This window comes from Microseira sp. BLCC-F43, assembly GCF_041929235.1.
Classification (GTDB): domain Bacteria; phylum Cyanobacteriota; class Cyanobacteriia; order Cyanobacteriales; family Aerosakkonemataceae; genus Microseira.
The window spans coordinates 1-20,238 of record NZ_JBHFNP010000040.1 but is presented as its reverse complement, the minus strand read 5'-3'; the positions used below and the strand labels follow the sequence as shown (position 1 = coordinate 20,238).

Below are 20,238 nucleotides of genomic sequence, written 5' to 3'. Positions count from 1 at the left end.
GGATTAGATCGCAATCTTCACAAAAGGTAAAGAATCGTGAGCAAATCGATTTTTCAATTAGTGGACGAGTTGCCCACCGGCGGCTTAACCGTGATGTCGCTGAAATCGTTAGATTTCATCATTCCCGGCGAGTGGCAAAACATCGTTGGGTTTGAGAATACCATCCGGGCGGTGACGGGAGAAACCGACCAAGACTTGATCCAGCAAATAGGCGATCGCGCGGTATATCTATTCAACGACAAATCCCAAGGTTACCAGCGCGCGTTGTGGCTGTATCAAACCGTCGATAGCGCCTCTTCTGCGTTGGGTGCGGCAGCTTTAGCCAACAAAGTCGGCGAAAAAGTCTCATTTCTCGGTTTCTTAAGCAACCTGACTCCCAAAGCCGAAAAAGCGCAAACCATCGACCTCGCGGTGAAATTAGTCGTCGAAGTGGTCGCTTTCTGCCAAATTAACGGCATTCCCGGCGACAGCATCGGCGACTTTTTAGCCGCATTGGGCGACTATTCCGGCGAGTCCTTGATGCGGATGGCGGCGCTGGTATGCTTTGATGGTTTGATTCCCCTCGGTCCGGACTTTATCCAAATGGTGCTATCCAATTTCGGTAGCATGAGTCCCCAAGAGTTAGAACAAAATCAGAGCTTCAACAGCGTCAAAGATCTGATTCCTGGGGGGGATCCCACAGGTCAGATGGGTTTCATTACCCAAAGCTTCGATTCCGTCTCTGGGTGGATGAGCGATTTCGTCAACTCTCACGGTTTGACACCCCAAAATGTTGTCCACAACCTGTCCAACTTTATCGAGATTGCAGATGACAAATTAGACTATCTCGGCGCTTTCTTAGACGTTTCGACCAATTATTACGAGCATACCGGGATTCAAACCCTGGCTCGCCGCTTGATCGAACGCGCCGTCGCCGAAATTTAGCTCTTGAGCAGGTGAGCAGGGGAGCTGTAGGGGCGGGTTTTACCAATTAAACCGTGGAAACACGTAATATATGGTAAAAACCGCGTACAACTAGGGGCGGGTTTTACCAATTAAACCGTGGAAACACGTAATATATGGGAAAAACCGCGTACAAATAGGGTCGGGCTTTACCAATCAATCCGTGGAAACACGTAATATATGGTAAACCCGCCCCTACTAAAAACAGATAATTGAACTAAACCCCCTCTTCTTTGTTGGCCTCAAAACCGGGTTTCTGTCAAAGTAGTATCTCGTTAAAGTGCGCCCCTACTCGGTTTTTGGATTTCGATTAAATCTATCTAACAAGAGAATCCGAAAAGCGGTCAAACGAGTCGGTAGTTAATATCAAGCGAGAAGCACTTCCCTTGGAAATATATGAGCAAAACTAAACCCATCGATAATTTGGTTGATAACCTGCCAACGAGTAACATGACGGTTTATATGTTACGCGCTTTGGACTCAGTTGTTCCTGGCGAATGGCAGAACTTGGTGGGATTTAAAGATACCATTCGTGCTGTTACCGGAGAAACCGACAAAAAAACAGTTAAAAAAATACACGATCGCGCCCTAGAATTATACGAAGATCCTGCCCAAGGATACCAGCGCGCGATGTGGATCTACCAAACCGTCGATAGTGCCGATAGCGCCATCGGCGCCGCCGCAATGGCAAATAAAATAGGAGAAAAAATCGGCTTTCTCTCTTTCTTAAATAAACTAACTCCCAAAGCGGATACGCTACAAAGCATAGATTTATGCCTAAAATTGGTCGCCGAATTGCTAGCATTATCCGCAATAAATCGCATTTCGATTACCAATATCAGCTCGCTAGCAAGCAGTTTAACTCAATATCACAACGAGTCTTTGATGCGAATAGCTGCCTTGATTTGCGTTGATGGCATTATCCCCCTAGGCCCCGATTTTATCAAGAAAGTACAATCTACTTTGGGCAGCGTCAATCCCGCAGTATTACAGCAAAATTCCACGTACCAAAACCTCAGCAACATGATTCCCGGAGGCAGTGTCAACGATAAGATAGGTTTCATCAATCAAAGCTTCGGCGCGATGCAAGGTTGGATGGGTAATTTCGTCAATTCCCATCACATCACCCAACAAGGATTGCTGATCAACCTGCAAAAATATATGGATATCGCCGATAGTAAATTAGACTACGTCGCCGCATTTATCGACATGACGACTAACTATTACGAACATACAGGAACTCAAACCGTTGCGCGTCGGGTAATTGAACGCGCAGCAAGAGAGATTTAGACCTTTGCCCCAACCCCTCTCCTAAAACGAGAGGGGCGCAGCAAGGCGCGGTAATTTTTTTGACTAAGCTGAAGAGTTTTGCAGGTTTTGTTGGTAAGCGTGTTTATGTTGCAATTAAAACCATGTATAAAAATAAATAAAAATAATTTAACCAGTTGTTGTGAAACAGGCGCAATCGTTAAGTTTTCATTTGTTCGTAAAGTATGAAAGAAGATTGCATCAGCCTGCTTTGGTAAACCAAAAACCTCAAAGACAAGGTAAAAATAGATATACGCTAAAAATGAAATCACCTATGTCAAATAATTCTTCCAAAGCGAGATTAATAGAAGTGTTCTCCGCCATTCAAGGCGAAGGACTCAATGTTGGAATGCGGCAGATTTTTATCCGCTTTGCGATTTGCGATTTGCGCTGCCATTTTTGCGACAGTTCCCACACATGGGGTGCGCCGCCGACTTGCACGATCGAGAAAACACCGGGAAGGCGGGATTTTGAACTACACGCCAACCCCGTATCCCTAGAAAAACTACTGGAATGGGTAGAGCGACAAAATAAACCGGGGTTGCACGATAGCATTAGCCTGACAGGTGGGGAACCGTTGCTTTCCGCTCCTTTCTTGGTGCAATTTTTGCCCCAGGTGCGTACTTTAACGAAGTTGCCCATTTACCTGGAAACAGGAGGGCATCGTCCGCAACAGCTAGCAATGGTTCTGCCTTATATCGATTCGGTGGGGATGGATATCAAGCTGCCTAGCGTCAGCGGTGAAAATCATTGGCAAGCACACGCAGAATTTCTCCAACGCTGTTACAAAGCAAGAGTTGAAGTTTTTGTCAAGCTGATTGTTTCCAACAGAACCAATCCAGGAGAGTTAAAACAAGCAGCTGAATTGGTGGCAGCTTGTGACCCGACGATTCCGGTATTTTTGCAACCCGTGACGGCAATCGATCTATCGAACAAGCTGGGGTGTGCGCCGGTGTACCCGCCAGATCCAGACCAGCTTTTGGCATGGCAGGGATTGATGAAGCAAAGTCTCAAGCAGGTACGAGCGATCGCGCAAACTCATAAAATGATCGGTCAGCTTTGATGAAGAAATTATGAAGCGAGCGCAGGATTTTATGAAAGTTTCGTGTAAAAAAGCATACTAGGTTTTAATTTAACCTGGTATTAGTAGCAATGGAAGATACTGGGAAAAGCTGAATTCCTTGGTATCGAACTTGCTTCAACTAAAACATTGTGTTTCAGGGTTGGGTTACCTGGTTGCATCTGCCTTATTATTCGCCGGAAACACCAACTCTGCATCCGCAGTTTCCCTGGTTAATACGCTGACAATACCTGGTGCAAGTAAGGATTTATTTCCCACCAGTGGCAATAGTGCCAACGTCAACCGTTTAGGGCTGTTTTCCGCTCTGTACTACGACCGCCACCAAAACGTGTATTACAGCCTCGCCGACCGAGGGCCAGGTAGTGGCGTGATTCCCTACCAAACTAGGGTGCAAAAGTTTACTTTGGATGTAAATCCAACAACGGGCGCGATTGGCAATTTCAATCTGTTAGAGACGATTCTGTTGACGAAAGACGGTAGCAGTTTTAACGGGTTGAACCCCAGACTACTTAACGGCAATGCAGGAACGCTTGGTTTAAGTTTAGATCCGGAAGGGTTTGCGATCGCAGCCAACGGCAATTTTTACGTCTCGGATGAATACGGCCCCTCTGTGTATGAATTTAGTCCCAATGGGTCATTTATCAGGGCTTTCCAGACGCCAAATAATTTACTGCCAAGAGAAAGCAGCGGCAACCTTAATTATGTCGATGGTCGCGGCACGATTACCAGCGGTCGCCAAGATAACCGAGGGTTTGAAGGATTAACCCTCAGTTCAGATGGTACGAAACTATTTACCCTGCTGCAAGACCCCCTCGTAAATGAAGGCGCAAGTAACGATGGACGGCGCAGCCGCAACTTGAGACTGGTAGAATTTGATACGGCAACTGGTCAAAGTACGGCGCAATATATTTACCAGGTAGAAGACCTTGCAGATATCAACAATCGCATTCCTGGAACTGCAAACGATTTTAGCGCCACGCAACAAGGGCGGAATATAGGAATCAGCGCGATTACCGCACTGAATAACAACGAATTTTTAGTACTTGAAAGAGACAACCGAGGTTTAGGCGAAGAGGCCCAAACAAGTGCATTACCCGTTGGCAGCAAGCGCGTTTATAAAATAAATCTCGCCGGTGCAACCAATGTCAGCGGTATTAGTTTAGCCGGGACAAATTCATTACCATCGGGCGTAACGGCGGTTAACAAATCCCTGTTCCTCGACATTGCCGATATTTTGAAAACAACAGGACAAATCATTCCAGAAAAGATGGAAGGTTTGGCGATCGGGCCTCAACTTGCAGATGGTTCCTATGCAATTTTAATCGGAACGGATAACGATTTTAGCGTCACTTCAGGTCAGGGAGATCAACAGTTAGATGTTTGCACGAATGGCACAACCCGTACGCTAGTCCCGATTGATAGCGGTTGTCCGGCGGGGCAACCTTTGATTCCAACTTATCTCTATTCGTTCAAAGCTAGCAGTGCCGAATTAGGTAATTTTGTGCCACCGCAAAAAGTACCCGAACCCACAGCAATTGCTGGGTTAGCGTTATTAGGATTGAGCGGTTTTTGGCTAAAGCGGCCCAAGAGGTAACATTATAGCGGATTGCAGTCGTATGAGGTACACATTCGACTGCGGTGTGCCAGCACTTAAGGGTGCTTGCACACCAAGCCAAAAGACTGTACCTCACACGAAAATCAAACGGGAGACTGGTAGCCCCGTCAATTTATTGCGTGGCCCCTAGCTGACGCGGGCGAATTTATTCGCTGCCACCATTATTAAATTTTTTATCTAATACCTTACATCAAACATGGTTTTATAGTAGGTTGTTTTTTTATAGTGCATGCAGTCAAAAATTAACGCCAAAAAAACAAACTACTATAGCTGAAATTGCCCAGGAGTTGGCGAAAATAATGTCGATTTATACCCTCTTCGACTACCCTGAGCGGGATGATAACTTGGCGAGCGTACTTTTCTACCAATCTTGAAAAACATACATCCTCATATAAAACTTTCGTTGAAAACTTAAATTTATCTGCACTATAGATGATGTCTAGATGCTCTTGATGAATTCTCAACTCATCTATTTTTATTACTTCAATTTTCATCACTGCACTTTTTCAACATATCGCCTCTCTAACCCCTTATTGAGAAGCAGCGATCGCGACTACCAATATTAAATCAGTCAAGGCGATCGCTGCTTCAAGCATCCTAATTTTGGCCGAAAAAATGTGACTCTATTTCATTTTTCACGCGGCATCTTCATAGCCCTGAGAATCGATTCACGAATTATTTGTTCCATCTCATCGATAAACGAACCTTCAGCAGTTTCTGTTTTCCAGGGATCTTGGACTACGGTACGAATGACAGTAATCGGTTGAGTTGGGTCTGGAGTCACCCCTAAACGCTCCTGGTACTTTTGGATGAACTCAGCGCCATAAGCTTCTGCCGTGAAATCTGTGGTACTGACAATCATGGGATAATCGTTAATATCATCATCCTCATCAATACTCAGGATCTCATAATACCGCTTATTGAGACGGTTAGCCGCCTCTAAGCTGGTATTGAGCGTACCGTCAGGATTCTTGTAGTTCAAAGCGTAGATCAAGATGTTTAAATCCGGTCCAATTTCTTTGAGTGCCTCCATTGCCTCTGGATCTTGAGCAATCTCTTCATTCGTTTTACGATCAATTCTTTCCCGAATGAAGTCAATGGAAATAGAATCTGGAAGTAAAGTCAGAGGAACAATAATAAACGGATCTTTCTCTGTGACCATACACAACAGTCGAGCATAGAGTTTATCACCACTGAAGAGAGCCTGACCCAAAATTCTGCCATAGCCATCTTGGGTGGGTGGAATGACTTTATGGCTCAAATATACCGCTGCTGGGGCTGCACCTGGTTTAGATCCCTCAATCCCATAGATACCAATCGTCGGTTCTGTTTCTCCATGAAAAACGTAGGGAGCAACAAAGGTAACTAAATTCCGCATCGCTGAGTTGCGATAGCACAACGCTCCCGCCGGATAGGGTATATAACCTGATTTATGAGGATCGACAGTGATCGAGTCAGCATGGGGAAGTGCTTTAAATTGCGTCTCTACATAAGCACTCAAGGGAGAAATCGGGGGTGCTGTACGTCCAAGGGTCGGTCTATTACAGTCTGCGTCGGTGCGTATTAGGCTAACGAAATATCCCCCCCAAGCAGCATCAGCATGAACGGTAAAGTCTAATCCTTTTTCACTGAATTCGTCTCGTAATTTCAGAATTTCCTCGAGCGGATCAACTGCACTTTCTTCGGTGGTACCCATAACTGCAACCACCGTATATACAGAGATTTTCTCGTCTAGGCAATATTGTAAATCTTGTCTGAGACTATAGCCTTTTAGTCCATCTTGACGAGGTTGACGTGGATTCAAATCAAGTCTCATCCTGGCATGTTCGTCTACTTCCACATCAATCATGTGGGAGGCTCCAATTCCTAAAACGGCGGCTGCTTTTGGGAATGAGTAATGTTTGCTTCCTGGTACGAAAAAGACGGGAGAGGCAATTCCTTGCAGATAACGATTGGAAAATTCCTGTATGCCTAAATCTTGCACCGAATACTTGGATAAGGCAGTAGATAAGATGCTAGAGGCTTGATTTTCGTCAACGCCTTTTTCCACTAATTTCTTGGTGATTTGCGTAGATAAGTCTAGGATGCCATCAACCTTGAGGTTTAAGAGTTGCCAAGTATCGAGGTTGATTAATAGTTGGTCCTCACGACCAGTAGTGGGTGAGTAGGCATTAATCTTGATATCTTGTGCTACCTGTTTCAAGGTATCATCGTTTAACAAGGCTTGTTGGATAGCAATGGGATAAAATTTCAGATTTCTGGCTGACCAAATAGCCTCTATGTTCGCAACAGTTCCCCCACAAGTGATATGTCCCCAGGCGGGTATTATATTTGGTTCTGATGCTGACTCAACGGGGTATCCTAGCATTCGGCAAAGATCGTTGCCTACCTCGATTTCCAGCTTTGTAGTAACAGTCGAGGCTTCAAAAGCCACATTATTAGAGTTGTACAGCATCCCTGCAAAGTAGCCTATCACCGAAGGAATGGTTGTATCCCAACCCATGTGTCCTTGATAGCGCATACTGAAAAAGGGAACCGACTTCTTCAGCTCTTCTAATAAATCGGTATAACTGTCTTCAATTAACTTGATCGCTCCTATGTAGTCGTCTGATTGCTTGATTTCGTCAGTTATATGGCAAGGATCTTCAGGAAAATAACTATTTCTCCATTCTGCCTGAGAGTCTATTGCCTGTACTATCAATCTTTTCAGCAGGTAAGCATTTTCTGCTCTTGGACCTAAAAACCAAGCTTCTACCGATCTTGAGCCAGTTGTCTTTAGGTTTATGTTGTCTGCTTTTTTCAAATACTTTTGTATCCTGCCTGTTGCTTTTTCAAAAGCTTTGCTGAAAATCTCTCTTGGACTTCTCATAGTTTCCTTCTCCTTTTAAGCTCCAACAGATTCAGTCTGACTTAACTTTTTCTGCACTTATTCTTGCATATTGCCGTCAATCTTGTCAATATTATTTCCTGTGTATATTTATTTCGGGATAGCCTTTTTAATTTTTAATTTTGCATCTGCCATTGGTATTAAATCAAGTTGCTAGTTAATAGGTTGTGACAGGGGTAATGGGTAATGGGTAATTGGTAATTGGATTAACCAGCTTTTGCTGTCAACCACAGTCATAAACCCGGTTTCTTTGGCGTCAGAAACCGGGTTTCTTTGGCTCGATGTAACTAGCAACTTACGTTATTACTACCCCCATGTACCTGGGCGATCTTTAAATGCCCCGACAATATCAGCAGTAATCCATCCGCGCCTGCTATGGACAGCGATAGAGAGCAGGGATGGTTTGATTGGCGTTACTGATTAGCGGGATGATTTTGTGAAACCCAGACCGATCGTGTTTGACTGTCATCGACAAATTCATCATGCCTTGATCCGTAACCCACCCCCTAGAAACCTTTGGTCAGTCTACTCTGCGATTCTAGTTCTCTTCGCCGATTGCAATAAAGTTAAAAGCCGACTTTTCTTTTGTCACTGTCAGTTCTGGAGAACCCGTAGCTGATTGTTGTTTAAGTCCCAAATCCCAGATATAAACTTGGCATTTTTGGGTGTCTATATCTTTAACAACAATTTGGTTATCAGCGCCCCAATCCTTCAAAGTCGCTACTACAGCAGGAGGAGTCGCGAAAGGTTGGGCAAACATAATTGTATAGATCCCTGGCTCTGGCGATTCTACTGTAAATCCTTCTCCCCCCTGTTTGGTGCTATCTTCTCCCACTGTTCCATAGATAATTTTTTGTGCCATATGTTAATTTCCTCACTTCTCTAGAGCGTGAATGATGACTTTCTTTGGAGTTGGATACTGTGGAAATTCAACTTTGTGGTTCAGCCAATCTGAATCCTAGCCGAGTCATATCAAGCTTTGAGACAGTCGATATCAGCCTTGGATTTAGCCGCTGAACCAGAGAGCGCCAACGCAGTTTCTACAACGCCGGGAATATGGTCAAATGAGATAGGGTTCTTTGATAGATCCTCGCGTATGTAACACCTTTTCGAGAATGAGCATAAACTATTCATCAGCCGCAACTAGGTATAACATCCCCTAGCCTATTTAAGCTGAAATTTTTAAAATTCTTAATAGTTTTTGCAGAACAATCATTCCACGAGAGCGATCGTATGCACAATCTTTACTCAGATCTTGCGCCATTCTCAACCTGCCTGGAAACCCTTGTTTCTTGATAAAAAATCTAGGCTTTCAAGTTTAGCTATTTGCCAGAAACTTTGGTGTTAGCCATGGTGCAAAATGTGAGTTTATCGACACAGGCATACATCCGTTCTCTAGAACAATTCCAGAACTCGGATCTTGCACCATTAACAAGTGGGATGGGCAAGATGCCCATCCCACAAGCAAAATTCATCTCTTGTGGGGTGGAAGGATGGGCAAGATGCCCATCCCACAAGCAAAATTCATCTCTTGTGGGGTGGAAGGATGGGCAAGATGCCCATCCCACAAGCAAAATTCATCTCTTGTGGGGTGGGCGTCCCGCCCGCCCACCCCATTGGTGCAAGATGTGAGAGAAGCGAGTGTATCCCTGAGGATTTGTATCTGCAATCGTCACTTCCTGAGAACTAGAGTTATAGTCTCTAAAAGCGAGAAGTGTTCTCCTTCTAGATTGGGGTTATTGTGAGCAATTTTGGTATTGAAGTTGAAAATGTGGATGTCACTTGTATCTGAAACCGCTTTTTCCACAGATTCCACAAACTTCTCCATCGTCATTGATGGATTCCACTAATATCATGTCCGGTTGCATCGGTTGCGAAGAGCTAGCTCTTGTGCAGGTGGGAAGGAAAAAAACAGTTTTTGCACAATCGACTATATACAACCGATGCTAGCGGACTTGATATAACTTGCAATCTGCTGTAATTGTTCAAGGATATGATTGGCTAAGAAACCTCAGACTTTGTTATCTTGCCAAATATCTTGGTGAAAATTGTACTAGGCTCGCACCTTAGAGAACAAATTAAAAGCCGTTTCAAATGCTAAATTCTTGGCTGCTTTTTCAGAAAGAGCATCTAAAAATACATCATATTTCTGAATGGTTGCAGGTAAGAACTCAAACTTATTCACAATGTCTGTCCCAATGCAGATGCGATGGGAATACTTCTCACACAGTTGTAGCCAATCTGGATCTGGTACACCTTTGGGACAAATATAATCATCGAAGACAATCCAGGCAATATCAACCCACAGATTATCGTAATGCTCCAGAACACGTTGAACAATCTGATAGTATACCGGAGAATAAACGCGACGAGAAATGCCACAGTGACACCAAACAAACCTCACCTTGGGATGTTTTTGTAACATCTCTTCCAACTCGTACAACCACATTGGATAAGTATTCGTGCCCACCGAGGTGATATTTTGGTGAATGCAAACTGGCATGTCAAGATCCGCGCATAGCTCAAACACGCTGTCCATCGCCGGATGGTTGCTGCGGGGCGGTTCACCGTAGGTGAGGTTGGTTAAGTCGTCATGGCGGAAGAGGATTTCCCCCACTCCACTCCACATATTCGGGAAATACTTAACCATCCGCTCAATGTGCTTATAGGCAAACTTGTCGCAGGGATTGAATCCGCCAATGAAGAGGAAGAAGCGTTGTTGCTCTTGGGGAGATAAGCTTTCGTACTCGCGAGCAATAAACGGATCGACCGCACTGTAATAGTAACACTTGGAGTTGTCTCCCAAATAATATCCTGGCGAAGTCCTCTCCCAACTTGCCCAGAGCTTCGTGACGGGTAAACCAAATACACAGGCGTGGGAAATATTCGCCTTATCCATGTACTTTAAACACTTCCGCAGCCCACCTGTATCTTGCAGAAAATCCACCACATGTAAATGGGCATCAATACATGGGTATTTCGATCCTTTCAGCGGTGCTAAAACTCCCACAATTTTTGCTCCTAATAAATGTTTCTTAACCTGGACTAAACGAGGATGATATTGGTGTTTACCAGAAACACAAGGGGAAAAGCCCCCCCTTTAAAGGGGAAAGGAAAAATTTATTTCCCAGAGTTACAATCCTCTTCTCTTTATTCAGAGATAACTTTCAACTTTCAACTTTCAACTTTCAACTGTTAAAAACCATATTTCTCTCCCACCTAACTTCTGACAATTAGCTATAATTTTAGCCAAAATCTCTGCTAATTCGCCAGGATTTTTTGATATATTTCCCGCAGGTATGCGATGTCATCTACCCCCAAACCTCGCCGACAGACTCGCTCTAACTCAGCTACAGATGGAATGACTATCTGCAACTTATTAAACTCAACCAATTTGTCAATTAAAAGTCGATCGCTTTGTTGTTCCAAGCCAATAAATGCTGCGATCAGATCGTCTGGATCTTGAATGCAATCGATCGCCGCCTGCCATCCCATTCTCTCGAGTAACTCTTGTTCTTCTTTTTGGGATAGAACCTTCATTAAAGCACCCAGAGATCGACCAGAATTGACAAATCTCACCACAAAATCCCAGCCAATCAGATTGATAAACAGGATATCCATCTTGCCATAGAGCCAAGTTAGTGCCTCTACCAAATCATTGATATTACAAATACACTTGCGAATTGCTTCTTGCCCCAAGCATTGCAGGAAGTATTCCTGATCTGATTCATTCGCCAGTAGGGATAATGCCTTGAACAAGGTACTTCCCTTGGTTACCACTTGGCTTAATTTTGTGCCAAAACACTTGAGATAGGGTGCTTTACTGGCACCTCGCGTATCTAACACCTTTTCCAGAATCAGCAGAAACTGTTCATCAGTTTTAACTAGATCTAATATTCCCTCGTCAATTTGGGACAAAATCTCCTTATCGGCCTCTATAGGAGTCAGTTCTAGGGCAACAAACAATTCTTCTGCTGTTTCTAATTCAACAGTATCATCCTCATAGGAAATCTGGCAAGGCATTGTCAACTCCTTGATATCTTAAATTACCCAAAAACCAGGGTGTTGTTAAAAATTGGAACCGAACCAGTTGCGATAATATTTTACAGCTTCTGTGCCTCCTACGCAATACAGCGGCTTGTCACCGAATCAAGTATTCCATTAATTTCCTGGGCTTCCCCATCCGTCTACACGGTGGGTAATTTCTGGTCTTGAACAATCCGAAAACCAGCGTGCTGATAAAAATTGGGACGAAACCAATTGCGGTAATATTTTAAAGCTTCTGTCCCAACTGAAGAGTTTTAGTTGTTATTCTTTCGCAAAACAATCATTCCACGAGAGCGATCGCAGGCAGAATCTTTATCGACACAGGCTTTATACATCCGATCTATAGCGCACTTCCAGAAGCGAGTGTATCGCTTAGGATTTGTATCTGCAATCGTCACTTCCTGAGAACTAGAGTTATAGTCTGCTAAAAGCGAGAAGTGTCCTCCTTCTAGATTGGGGTTATTGTGAGCAATTTTGGTATTGAAGTTTAAAATGTGGATGTCACTTGTATCTGAAACCGCTTTTTCCACAGATTCCACAAACTTCTCCATCGTCATTGATGGATTGTCAAAATATTCCACACTGACAGTGAGTGGTAAGTTGGCATTCTGGACATATTTCACACAGGTATCGTATGTCTCAGCCAATGTCATGCCATCATCTAAAACCGAAGCAATGGGTAGCTTCGTTACATAGAAAATCTCATCAACCGTTGTCGAAAACCCTAAGGCAGTCATCCCATAGGCTAGCGCTGTGACGTTACAACAACGAATCGGTTGTTAAAATTTTGTCATCTGAATATTGTCAAAATCTTTCATGATTTATCTCCTACTTTCAATTCAAGCGTTCTGTTTAACCTTCTTTAGAAGGATGTCAACCAGTATTCCATTAATTTCCTGGGCTTCCCCATCCGTCTACACGGTGGGTAATTTCTGGTCTTGAACAATCCGAAAACCAGCGTGCTGATAAAAGTTGGGACGGAACCAGTTGCGGTAATATTTTAAAGCTTCCGTGCCATTAGTTATCCAACATCCCCCTAACATTATATGATGTTTGGTATCAAAAAAGATTGCCGAGTTGTCTTCATAAAGAAAATGAGGTTGATATCCTGACAGTGGGTTTAAATTATCGCTCAACCATTCCCAAACATTCCCCCGCAAATCCTACAATCCAGATTCACTTTTTGCATTTTCTAACATTCCCACCGGAGTGGGAGAACCGAATTTTAAATTGAGATTGTAATTGTCTACATCTTCTACCAAACCATTACCGTAAGTTGCTACATTATACTCGGCTTCACTCATTAACCGAGTTTCCTTACCTTGAGCGCGACAGTAAGCCATTGCTTCATAATGATTGACTTCTACAGGCCAATCTAAAGGTAAATCCATTTCATCAAACATGGCGCGATATTTGTAGCTACCATTTGACCGTATCCAAAACTTGGGATGTTTGATATTGTGTTGATTTTTCCAACCCCAAGATTCTGCATCCCAATAATCTGGATTGTCGTAGCCACCAGTCTTGACAAAATCGAGAAACTCGCCATTGGTAATCATATATTTACTGGCGAGAAACGGTGCAACTTCAACATTGCGCGAGCCATAATCAATATCCCAACCATAAGTTGGATCGTTATAGGCTTTGCCAATTTTTGCAACCCCACCAGCAACTTCCACCATTTCATTCTGAGGAGTGTAACTATTAAAAGAGGCATATTTCCAGTTTGAGGGACGTTTCACTCTCTCAATTGGTAATTGGCGAAATAACATGGAAGAAGTTTCCACATGAATGCGCTGGTGTTCAATTCCCATCATTAACGCCCATAGGGGATGATGGGGATGAATGGGTAGAGTAATTGGGGTTGTTTTAATCAATGAATAAATTACGGAATATGCTTGTTCTCGATACTCCCAAACCTCTGCTACTTGTGGCCAATTCAAATGAGCGATCGCCTGATTCAATTCTTCAGACTTTTCCGGATCTACCCCAATTTCAAACAGAATTTCATATTCTGGATTGAGGCGTTTTTCTAATAATCCAACCCGAATTAATTTATTGATGTAGAAAACCGCCGAATGTCCCAGATAAAAAATCAAAGGATTTCTCAAGGCGTCGGGATTGATATAGAATGTGTCTGACCCGACTAAACTTTTCATTAGCATGTCTTCGAGTCGCCAAGCATCCTCAAAGTAATCGAGGATTGTTTGGCGATCGCAATTATCAAGTTGTGGCGGATAAGCTTGGATAGTTTTCATGGTCTAACTGAAACAGAATTGGTGTTCTAGACTGAATCCAAAAATATTTTCTCTTCAATTATTCGCTGCTTTTTGACTCTGTTTGTATTTTTCCGGATCGGTTCGCAGATCCACATACAGGAAATCGATGCTCTCTTGCTCTAAAAGTTCTAAGATGGCTATATTTAAGTTTTTCTCTGCATCAAAATAGAGATTTTCATCATTAACAACCGCAACGATGTTAATGACCCGTGCATTATTTTCAATCTTGCTAAACCTCACGATTATCTCTTTGGATAAGCCCTGAATAGATGACGGCATTTCTCTAATAGCATCGCATATTCTGGCGGTTTGCTTGGCTGAAATATTATCAATCTTGAGAGTTAAACTAATGCCCCACTTTAATTCCTCACCTGGATTTTGTGACCAATTTTCTACGATTCCAGTAATCATTTTAGAGTTGGGCATTTTCACAATAGAACCCCACTGATAGACATGCAGGGTTGTGGTTCTAAATCCAATCTTGACTATCTGCACAAAACCTTGCAATCCTGAGACTGAAACCCAGTCCCCTTCTCTATAGAGATGATCCGAGTAGATAATAATTGTACAAAACCAGTCATAGACAATATCCTTCAACAGCAAACCAAAAGTAATACCAGCACCACCTAATAGACCAACCAGTGCTGCTGCTGATTGTCCTAAAAAGATTTCACATACCTTAATAGTGATGACGACAACGGCTGCCGATTGAAAAATCTTCGGCAACAAAGGTCTGAGCAATTCATCCAGCTCAGTCTCAGTATTTAGCAGCAGTTTAGCAATTATCTGACCCAAGATGGAAGAGGTTCGATAAACAACATATGCAACTATGAAAACGACTATCAAATTGAGCGTCCTGCCTATTGTTTCGCTCAATTGAGAACCTAATTCCTGTGCCAGAATTTCCTTGACCAGCCACAGTCCACCAATCAGAATCAACCAACTTAAGGACGGCTTGAGAATCGCAATTAACTCATCGTCGAGGTTGGTCTTGGTTTTCCTAGTAAAGCGCTCAATCGTTTTAACGATCGCTGTAACAACAAATCGTCTCAACGTCTGTGTCAGGGTCAGGACGATGATCGCAGCAGCAATTTTACCAATGGGTATGCCGGAGTAATCCAGATTTTGCAGCGTGTTCCAAATTGCTTCCATAGCTTAGAGCGGGGGTAGTTGATGTTTTGCCATTAACAAATAAACTATTGGTTTTAGGGTGGGCACTGCTTTCATAGTTCGTTCACAACCTTATTTTATGTTTTTGGCAGCGCCCACCCTAGGCTTATTGAGAGGTGATTGCAACTTAAGCTTGGCAAAGAATTAAGCCAAACCACTTCTGTGGATCTGTCCAAATTTTTACTGTCTTTAACCCTTGCGCCTCCAGTTGTTTTTGCATAATTCCTAAATCAAACTTCCTAGAAACTTCGGTGAGAATGCTTTCCCCTACTTCAAAGAACACTTGTAAATCTAGCAGTTCTAGGGATACCCAATGACTCTTTTGGCAATGCAGATACATTTCAATTTGACCATTTACTGCTTGATAAATCGCTTCATGCTTGAATAATTTGATGTCAAAATCTCCTTGAAACCGCCAATTCAAATGGGAGAGCATATTCAAATTAAAATCAGCCGTTACTCCCTGACTGTCGTTATAAGCTGGTAACAAAATTTCCTTGGGTTTTTGTAAATCTACGCCCAGCAAAAAGTAATCCCCTGATTTTAAAGCCCGAGCAATTTTGCTCAAAAAACCGTCAGATTCTTGACTTGTAAAATTTCCGAAGGAACTGCCCATAAAACAAATCATCCGCGATGACCAATCGGTGAATTTCAGGTGTTCCAAAGCTGCTTCGTAAGTTCCTTGTAATCCGGCAATCGAGAAATCAGGATATGTTTGTTGTAACTGTCTCACAGTGGTTGCGAGCATTCCCCCACTGACATCAATCGGTACGTATCTACAGTCACCTGCATTTTTTTGGTAAGCGTCTAACAAAATGCGAGTCTTGGTGGAACTGCCACTGCCTAATTCTACCAGTTCACAACCGCCTGTTATCTGAGCAATTTCATCGGCATATTGACTCAAAATCCATGCTTCTGTTCGCGTCGGGTAATATTCTGGTAGATCGCAGATTTGTTCAAATAATTCCGAGCCGCGAGCGTCATAAAAATACTTGGGGGGTAAACTCTTTGAAGTTTGAGTTAATCCTTGAATGACATCTTCCCCATCCTTCTTTATAGCTTGATAGCGCTGATTAACGATTGTTAAAGATTTGCTGAGCATTTTTTGAGTCTTTTTCCTTTTCCGCTATCGGAAAACCCGGGTATATTTGATCCCCCAAGATGGGTGCCAAACCTGTTCCAAATTAAAATATCACGTTTCCAACACATTCCCACGCTCAAGGCGATGGATTAATAATTCTTTAACATCTCTATTGATACTATTCTTATAATTCCTGACATTTCTGATTTATTTCTTATTTTTTAGTTATTTATTGATGTACAAATTTATTTAAAGATAAAAATAAGAAAATAATAAGGAAATGAGAGGGTTTTAGGCAAAAAATAAGCAAATAATAAGAATGTCATAAGAATTAAGTAATAATAAGGATGTTATTCTCTCCTGACCGCAATCTGCCATGAAAGTTCTGGTTGTAGAAAAAAACTCCACAACAACGACCACAATCGCCAAAGCCCTGAGTGGCAAGGATTACACCGTGGAGGTGGCAGCAGACGGTGAAACAGGCTTAAACTTAGCCACTTCGTTGCACTACGACCTGATCCTGCTCGACTTATCCGATGCCAAACTGGATGGAATTGCCCTCTGCCGGCAATTGCGTGCCCAAGACAAGCAAACTCCCATCCTCTTGCTAGCTTCCCTTGAGGCAAAGCAGAATCTGATCGCGGCATTAGAGGCGGGAGCGGATGACTATATCATGCAGCCTTTAGACCCGCCACGATTAATAGAGCGAATGCAGGTTTTATTGGGCCGCAGAAAAGCTGAAATCGCCCCTTCAGTGCTAACTTGGGGAGATTTGCGTCTTTCCACCACCGCCACACAAGTCACCTACCGAGAACGTCCCCTTTCCCTGTCGCCCAAAGAATACCAGTTACTAGAGCTGTTTCTGCTGCACCCGCAAAAGCTTTTCCGGCGCAGTACGATTATCGAACACCTGTGGTCAATCGGTGAGTCCCCCAGTCTGGCAGCGGTCACCAACTTAATTAAAGACTTGCGGCAGAAGCTGAAACTAGCGGGAATGGAATTTGATCCGATCGAAACTATTTATGGCACTGGCTATCGACTTAAGACTCCCCCCCAGAATGGCTCAATTGCGGGGAAGCGAGAGATACCTGACAAAGAGCGGCTGAGTATAAAATCTTTAGAATTCCCCCATCGACCAGAAGCGCCCAATTCCCCCTTTTATATCGAACGCCCTCCGATTGAAGAATTGGCTTACAGCGAAATCAGCTTTCCAGGCAGCGTCATCTGCATCAAATCGCCCCCAAAAATGGGGAAAAGTTCTCTGCTCAATCAACTCCTTTCCTATGGTAAAGCCCAAGGCTACACCACGGCAAGGATCGATTTTATGCAGGCAGATGAAAGCATTTTTGAGAGGATCGATAAATTTCTGCGCTGGTTTTGTGCCAATGTCAGCCTACAACTGAAACTCCCGGCTCGATTAGATGATTATTGGGATGTTGAAATCGGCAGTAAAGTTAGCTGTACCATGTATTTTGAGGCATACATACTAGAGGAAATCAGCACGCCTTTGGTGTTAGCCTTAAATGAATTGGATCGGCTGTTTGACTATGCTAAAATCGCTCAAGAATTTTTGCCACTACTGCGCTCTTGGCACGAACATGCCCAGACAAATGAAGCTTTTGAAAAACTCCGCATTGTCATGGTTAAATACCCGGAAATTTATCTGGATTTACCCAGAAATCAATCTCCGTTTAATATCGGATTAGTACTCGAATTGCCCGAGTTTAATCTAGAACAGATCCAAACCTTAGCTGACCGCTATGAACTCAATTGGCAATCGAATCAAAATGCGGAAAAATTAATGGCTATGGTAGGGGGACATCCCTATTTAGTGCGGCTGGCCTTATACTATCTCAGTCGGGGAGAAATTACTCTGAATCAACTCTTACAATCTGCCCCGACTCAAATGCAAGTTTATCGGGAATATTTGCGAAATATTTGGATGATTTTGCATCGCACTCCCCTGGTGATGGGCGCGATCAAGCGATTGTTAAATGAACCAGAAGATGCCAAATTAGACTCGGCAATTTCTTATAAATTAGAGAGTCTAGGGTTAATCAAGGTGGAAAATAATCAAGCCAAGCTCCGATGTGAATTGTATCGGATTTATCTGGAAGAGCAACTACTGATAACAGCCAAAAGTTTTTAGGTTGTTTAGGGGTTGTGTCAGAAGACGAGAAGAAGGTAAATTTCAGAGTTTTTCTCTCAGAGTCAGAGCGTAGTAGATTCAAGATTGCCTGTGCAAAGAAGCGAACCACGAGCTGTCAGCAGACCTTTGAATTGATTCGCTAATTGCTGATATCAAGTCCGGTAGCATCGGTAAGGCAAACTTTAAGGCGGGTTTAACGAGAACGGGACTTACGCAAGAAGAGAAAAGAAACAAAGGTGAGACCGTCTATCTCTTCCAACCCAACGATTTTTCAGCTCGCCCTTAGTTTCTTTGCCTCAGTCCTGAAAATTTTATTGACGGTATAGGAAGATCTGAATATAATTTATTCCAACACAAGTTAGGTAAAAATTATCGTGGTGGGACAGCGTACTTTTTGGTTGTGTGGAGTAGCCGTTATCGGTCTTTCTCCCTTTTTAATTGTCGCTACTGGAGCCAAAGCAATAGCAGCCACTCTGGTTCCCTGTGGTGATGTATTACCTTCTGTAGGTGCAAATCCAGAGCAATTCCCTACAGTTGGGATTCGTAATAATGTTATATCATCATTCCTGAACGATCAATGCGTACCCAGAACGCTTCAGGAGTTAAGCAATGCTGGGGAATCTTTGACGTTTTATCGCTATTTTACGGCTCCAGTTCCGGGAGTACCAAGCATCAATAAAGGTTCGTATCTGACAACTGATAAATACGACATTAATTTGGATGCTGTCAGGTTTTTGGCGCTGGATAAACAATTCGGTAATAATGCAGATTCGAGACAATTCGTAGATCTTTCTGAGTTACCCCTAGACACAGTTATTTATCAAGGTGTTGCGGGTCCCCAACCTGCTCCTCCTGCTGCTCCCAATGCATGTTACCCCGGTGGCGGTCAACAAACCTACGTGTTATTTAAAGATTCACGCGACCCAAGAGTTAAGTATACGTTTGACCAATTTACCACTAAAGTAGCATCTGATTGTATCTATAGCGTTCCCGAACCTTCTCCACTGTTTGGCATCGGTGCCTTGGCAACAATCGGCTTGGCGGCTACCTTCAGTCGCACTTTTGTGCAGTCCAAAACCAAACAGCAAGTTAGGCTTTAAATCAAGCCAAATCACTTCTGGCGAATGTTCATTTACCCCCAAGTATCGCCTCAAAAAACTGTTGGGTGCAGGAGCATTTGGGGCTATGTTTCTGGCGGATGAGGTGATTGGCGATCGCATCCGCCAAAAAGTTGCGCTCGCAATATCATATCAGCCTCGCTCCTCTAATTCTTGCTTGATAGGCGGCTCAAAGACAATTGCGAATACTGCCTTTGGCACAAACCGCCGCAACACTCTGAGATGGTCATCGGCATCTTGGCGGTTGCAGAAACGCGCCAGAATGTGCGTTTTCAAATTCGGTAAAATTTGCACCAGTATCCAAGGACGATGTATGTTCGCATCGCCGACAAGGTTTACCATAGGGATATTCTGCTTATTTTTGGGGAGCCAGAAGTCAGCAGGAAGCCTCGGAAACTTGATGCTGGCTTTCTGACATTTTTTAGCTAGACAGCCGGGAATCCCCACACCATACCTGATAAGGTTGGTGTGGGATGAGAGGCGTGTGAACGGACGATTCCACCCGTGAGAGAATTAATGGCGTAGCCGTTAAAAGCGATGGGGTGGATGAGGACGTGAACA

The 20,238-nt window shown here is 43.4% G+C and carries 20 protein-coding genes; 7 read left to right on the top strand and 13 right to left on the bottom strand.

Annotation, left to right across the window (positions count from 1 at the left end; all coding sequences use genetic code 11):
- The first annotated feature begins 36 nt into the window (after window positions 1–36).
- Both ACE1CM_RS06575 and ACE1CM_RS06570 read left to right on the top strand, forming a co-directional pair.
- Window positions 37–924 (top strand): hypothetical protein, encoded by an 888-nt coding sequence (locus ACE1CM_RS06575; protein WP_374876601.1) that lies wholly within the window; start codon window positions 37–39, stop codon window positions 922–924.
- Between the two features lie 414 nt (window positions 925–1,338).
- Window positions 1,339–2,232, top strand: a complete 894-nt coding sequence (locus tag ACE1CM_RS06570) for a hypothetical protein (RefSeq protein ID WP_374876600.1) — start codon at window positions 1,339–1,341, stop codon at window positions 2,230–2,232.
- Here the strand turns inward: ACE1CM_RS06570 and ACE1CM_RS06565 are convergent.
- Window positions 2,229–2,522: a hypothetical protein gene (locus tag ACE1CM_RS06565; RefSeq protein ID WP_374876599.1), complete on the bottom strand. Its 294-nt coding sequence runs from the start codon at window positions 2,520–2,522 to the stop codon at window positions 2,229–2,231. The genes ACE1CM_RS06570 and ACE1CM_RS06565 overlap by 4 nt on opposite strands.
- Window positions 2,523–2,524: 2 nt before the next feature.
- Here ACE1CM_RS06565 and ACE1CM_RS06560 point away from each other — a divergent pair, with 2 nt between their 5' ends.
- Together ACE1CM_RS06560 and ACE1CM_RS06555 are read left to right on the top strand one after the other, a co-directional pair.
- A complete protein-coding gene (locus tag ACE1CM_RS06560; protein ID WP_374876598.1) occupies window positions 2,525–3,313 on the top strand; it encodes a 7-carboxy-7-deazaguanine synthase QueE in 789 nt (262 codons plus the stop codon).
- A gap of 130 nt (window positions 3,314–3,443) precedes the next feature.
- Entirely contained in the window at window positions 3,444–4,925 is a 1,482-nt protein-coding gene (locus ACE1CM_RS06555) for an esterase-like activity of phytase family protein (RefSeq protein WP_374876597.1), read from the top strand.
- 263 nt (window positions 4,926–5,188) lie between these two features.
- Here the strand turns inward: ACE1CM_RS06555 and ACE1CM_RS06550 are convergent, their stop codons facing one another.
- From ACE1CM_RS06550 to ACE1CM_RS06540, 3 genes are all read right to left on the bottom strand, one after another.
- Entirely contained in the window at window positions 5,189–5,440 is a 252-nt protein-coding gene (locus ACE1CM_RS06550) for a hypothetical protein (RefSeq protein WP_374876596.1), read from the bottom strand.
- 134 nt (window positions 5,441–5,574) lie between these two features.
- Window positions 5,575–7,815 (bottom strand): pyridoxal phosphate-dependent decarboxylase family protein, encoded by a 2,241-nt coding sequence (locus tag ACE1CM_RS06545; protein WP_374876595.1) that lies wholly within the window; start codon window positions 7,813–7,815, stop codon window positions 5,575–5,577.
- A 556-nt stretch (window positions 7,816–8,371) separates the two neighbouring features.
- Window positions 8,372–8,695: a hypothetical protein gene (locus ACE1CM_RS06540; protein ID WP_374876594.1), complete on the bottom strand. Its 324-nt coding sequence runs from the start codon at window positions 8,693–8,695 to the stop codon at window positions 8,372–8,374.
- 464 nt (window positions 8,696–9,159) lie between these two features.
- On the opposite strand from ACE1CM_RS06540, the gene ACE1CM_RS06535 reads away from it, so the two are divergent.
- Window positions 9,160–9,465 (top strand): hypothetical protein, encoded by a 306-nt coding sequence (locus ACE1CM_RS06535; RefSeq protein ID WP_374876593.1) that lies wholly within the window; start codon window positions 9,160–9,162, stop codon window positions 9,463–9,465.
- 40 nt (window positions 9,466–9,505) lie between these two features.
- Here ACE1CM_RS06535 and ACE1CM_RS06530 read toward each other — a convergent pair whose 3' ends face one another.
- From ACE1CM_RS06530 to egtD, 8 genes are all read right to left on the bottom strand, one after another.
- A complete protein-coding gene (locus ACE1CM_RS06530) occupies window positions 9,506–9,667 on the bottom strand; it encodes a hypothetical protein (RefSeq protein ID WP_374876592.1) in 162 nt (53 codons plus the stop codon).
- A gap of 219 nt (window positions 9,668–9,886) precedes the next feature.
- A complete protein-coding gene (locus ACE1CM_RS06525; RefSeq protein ID WP_374876591.1) occupies window positions 9,887–10,843 on the bottom strand; it encodes an amidohydrolase family protein in 957 nt (318 codons plus the stop codon).
- 251 nt (window positions 10,844–11,094) lie between these two features.
- The gene (locus tag ACE1CM_RS06520; protein WP_374876590.1) at window positions 11,095–11,856 is read right to left on the bottom strand and encodes a hypothetical protein; all 762 of its coding nucleotides are present in this window, start codon (window positions 11,854–11,856) and stop codon (window positions 11,095–11,097) included.
- A 278-nt stretch (window positions 11,857–12,134) separates the two neighbouring features.
- Window positions 12,135–12,617 carry a phytochelatin synthase family protein gene (locus tag ACE1CM_RS06515; RefSeq protein WP_374876589.1) on the bottom strand — a complete coding sequence of 161 codons (483 nt, stop codon included), beginning with the start codon at window positions 12,615–12,617 and terminating at the stop codon, window positions 12,135–12,137.
- A 177-nt stretch (window positions 12,618–12,794) separates the two neighbouring features.
- Complete coding sequence (locus ACE1CM_RS06510) at window positions 12,795–13,040, bottom strand: SUMF1/EgtB/PvdO family nonheme iron enzyme (protein WP_374876588.1); 246 nt, start codon at window positions 13,038–13,040, stop codon at window positions 12,795–12,797.
- Window positions 13,041–13,043: 3 nt separating this feature from the next.
- Complete coding sequence (gene ovoA, locus ACE1CM_RS06505) at window positions 13,044–14,138, bottom strand: 5-histidylcysteine sulfoxide synthase (protein ID WP_374876587.1); 1,095 nt, start codon at window positions 14,136–14,138, stop codon at window positions 13,044–13,046.
- Window positions 14,139–14,192: 54 nt separating this feature from the next.
- Window positions 14,193–15,311: a mechanosensitive ion channel family protein gene (locus tag ACE1CM_RS06500; RefSeq protein WP_374876586.1), complete on the bottom strand. Its 1,119-nt coding sequence runs from the start codon at window positions 15,309–15,311 to the stop codon at window positions 14,193–14,195.
- 145 nt (window positions 15,312–15,456) lie between these two features.
- Complete coding sequence (gene egtD, locus ACE1CM_RS06495; RefSeq protein ID WP_374876585.1) at window positions 15,457–16,431, bottom strand: L-histidine N(alpha)-methyltransferase; 975 nt, start codon at window positions 16,429–16,431, stop codon at window positions 15,457–15,459.
- Between the two features lie 355 nt (window positions 16,432–16,786).
- Between egtD and ACE1CM_RS06490 the strand changes: the two genes are divergently transcribed.
- Window positions 16,787–18,559, top strand: coding sequence for an AAA-like domain-containing protein (locus tag ACE1CM_RS06490; protein ID WP_374876584.1), 1,773 nt, complete (start codon window positions 16,787–16,789; stop codon window positions 18,557–18,559).
- Window positions 18,560–18,936: 377 nt separating this feature from the next.
- Window positions 18,937–19,659, top strand: coding sequence for a hypothetical protein (locus ACE1CM_RS06485; RefSeq protein WP_374876583.1), 723 nt, complete (start codon window positions 18,937–18,939; stop codon window positions 19,657–19,659).
- Window positions 19,660–19,809: 150 nt separating this feature from the next.
- On the opposite strand, the gene ACE1CM_RS06480 is transcribed toward ACE1CM_RS06485, so the two are convergent.
- Complete coding sequence (locus ACE1CM_RS06480) at window positions 19,810–20,019, bottom strand: hypothetical protein (protein ID WP_374876582.1); 210 nt, start codon at window positions 20,017–20,019, stop codon at window positions 19,810–19,812.
- Between the last annotated feature and the right edge of the window lie 219 nt (window positions 20,020–20,238).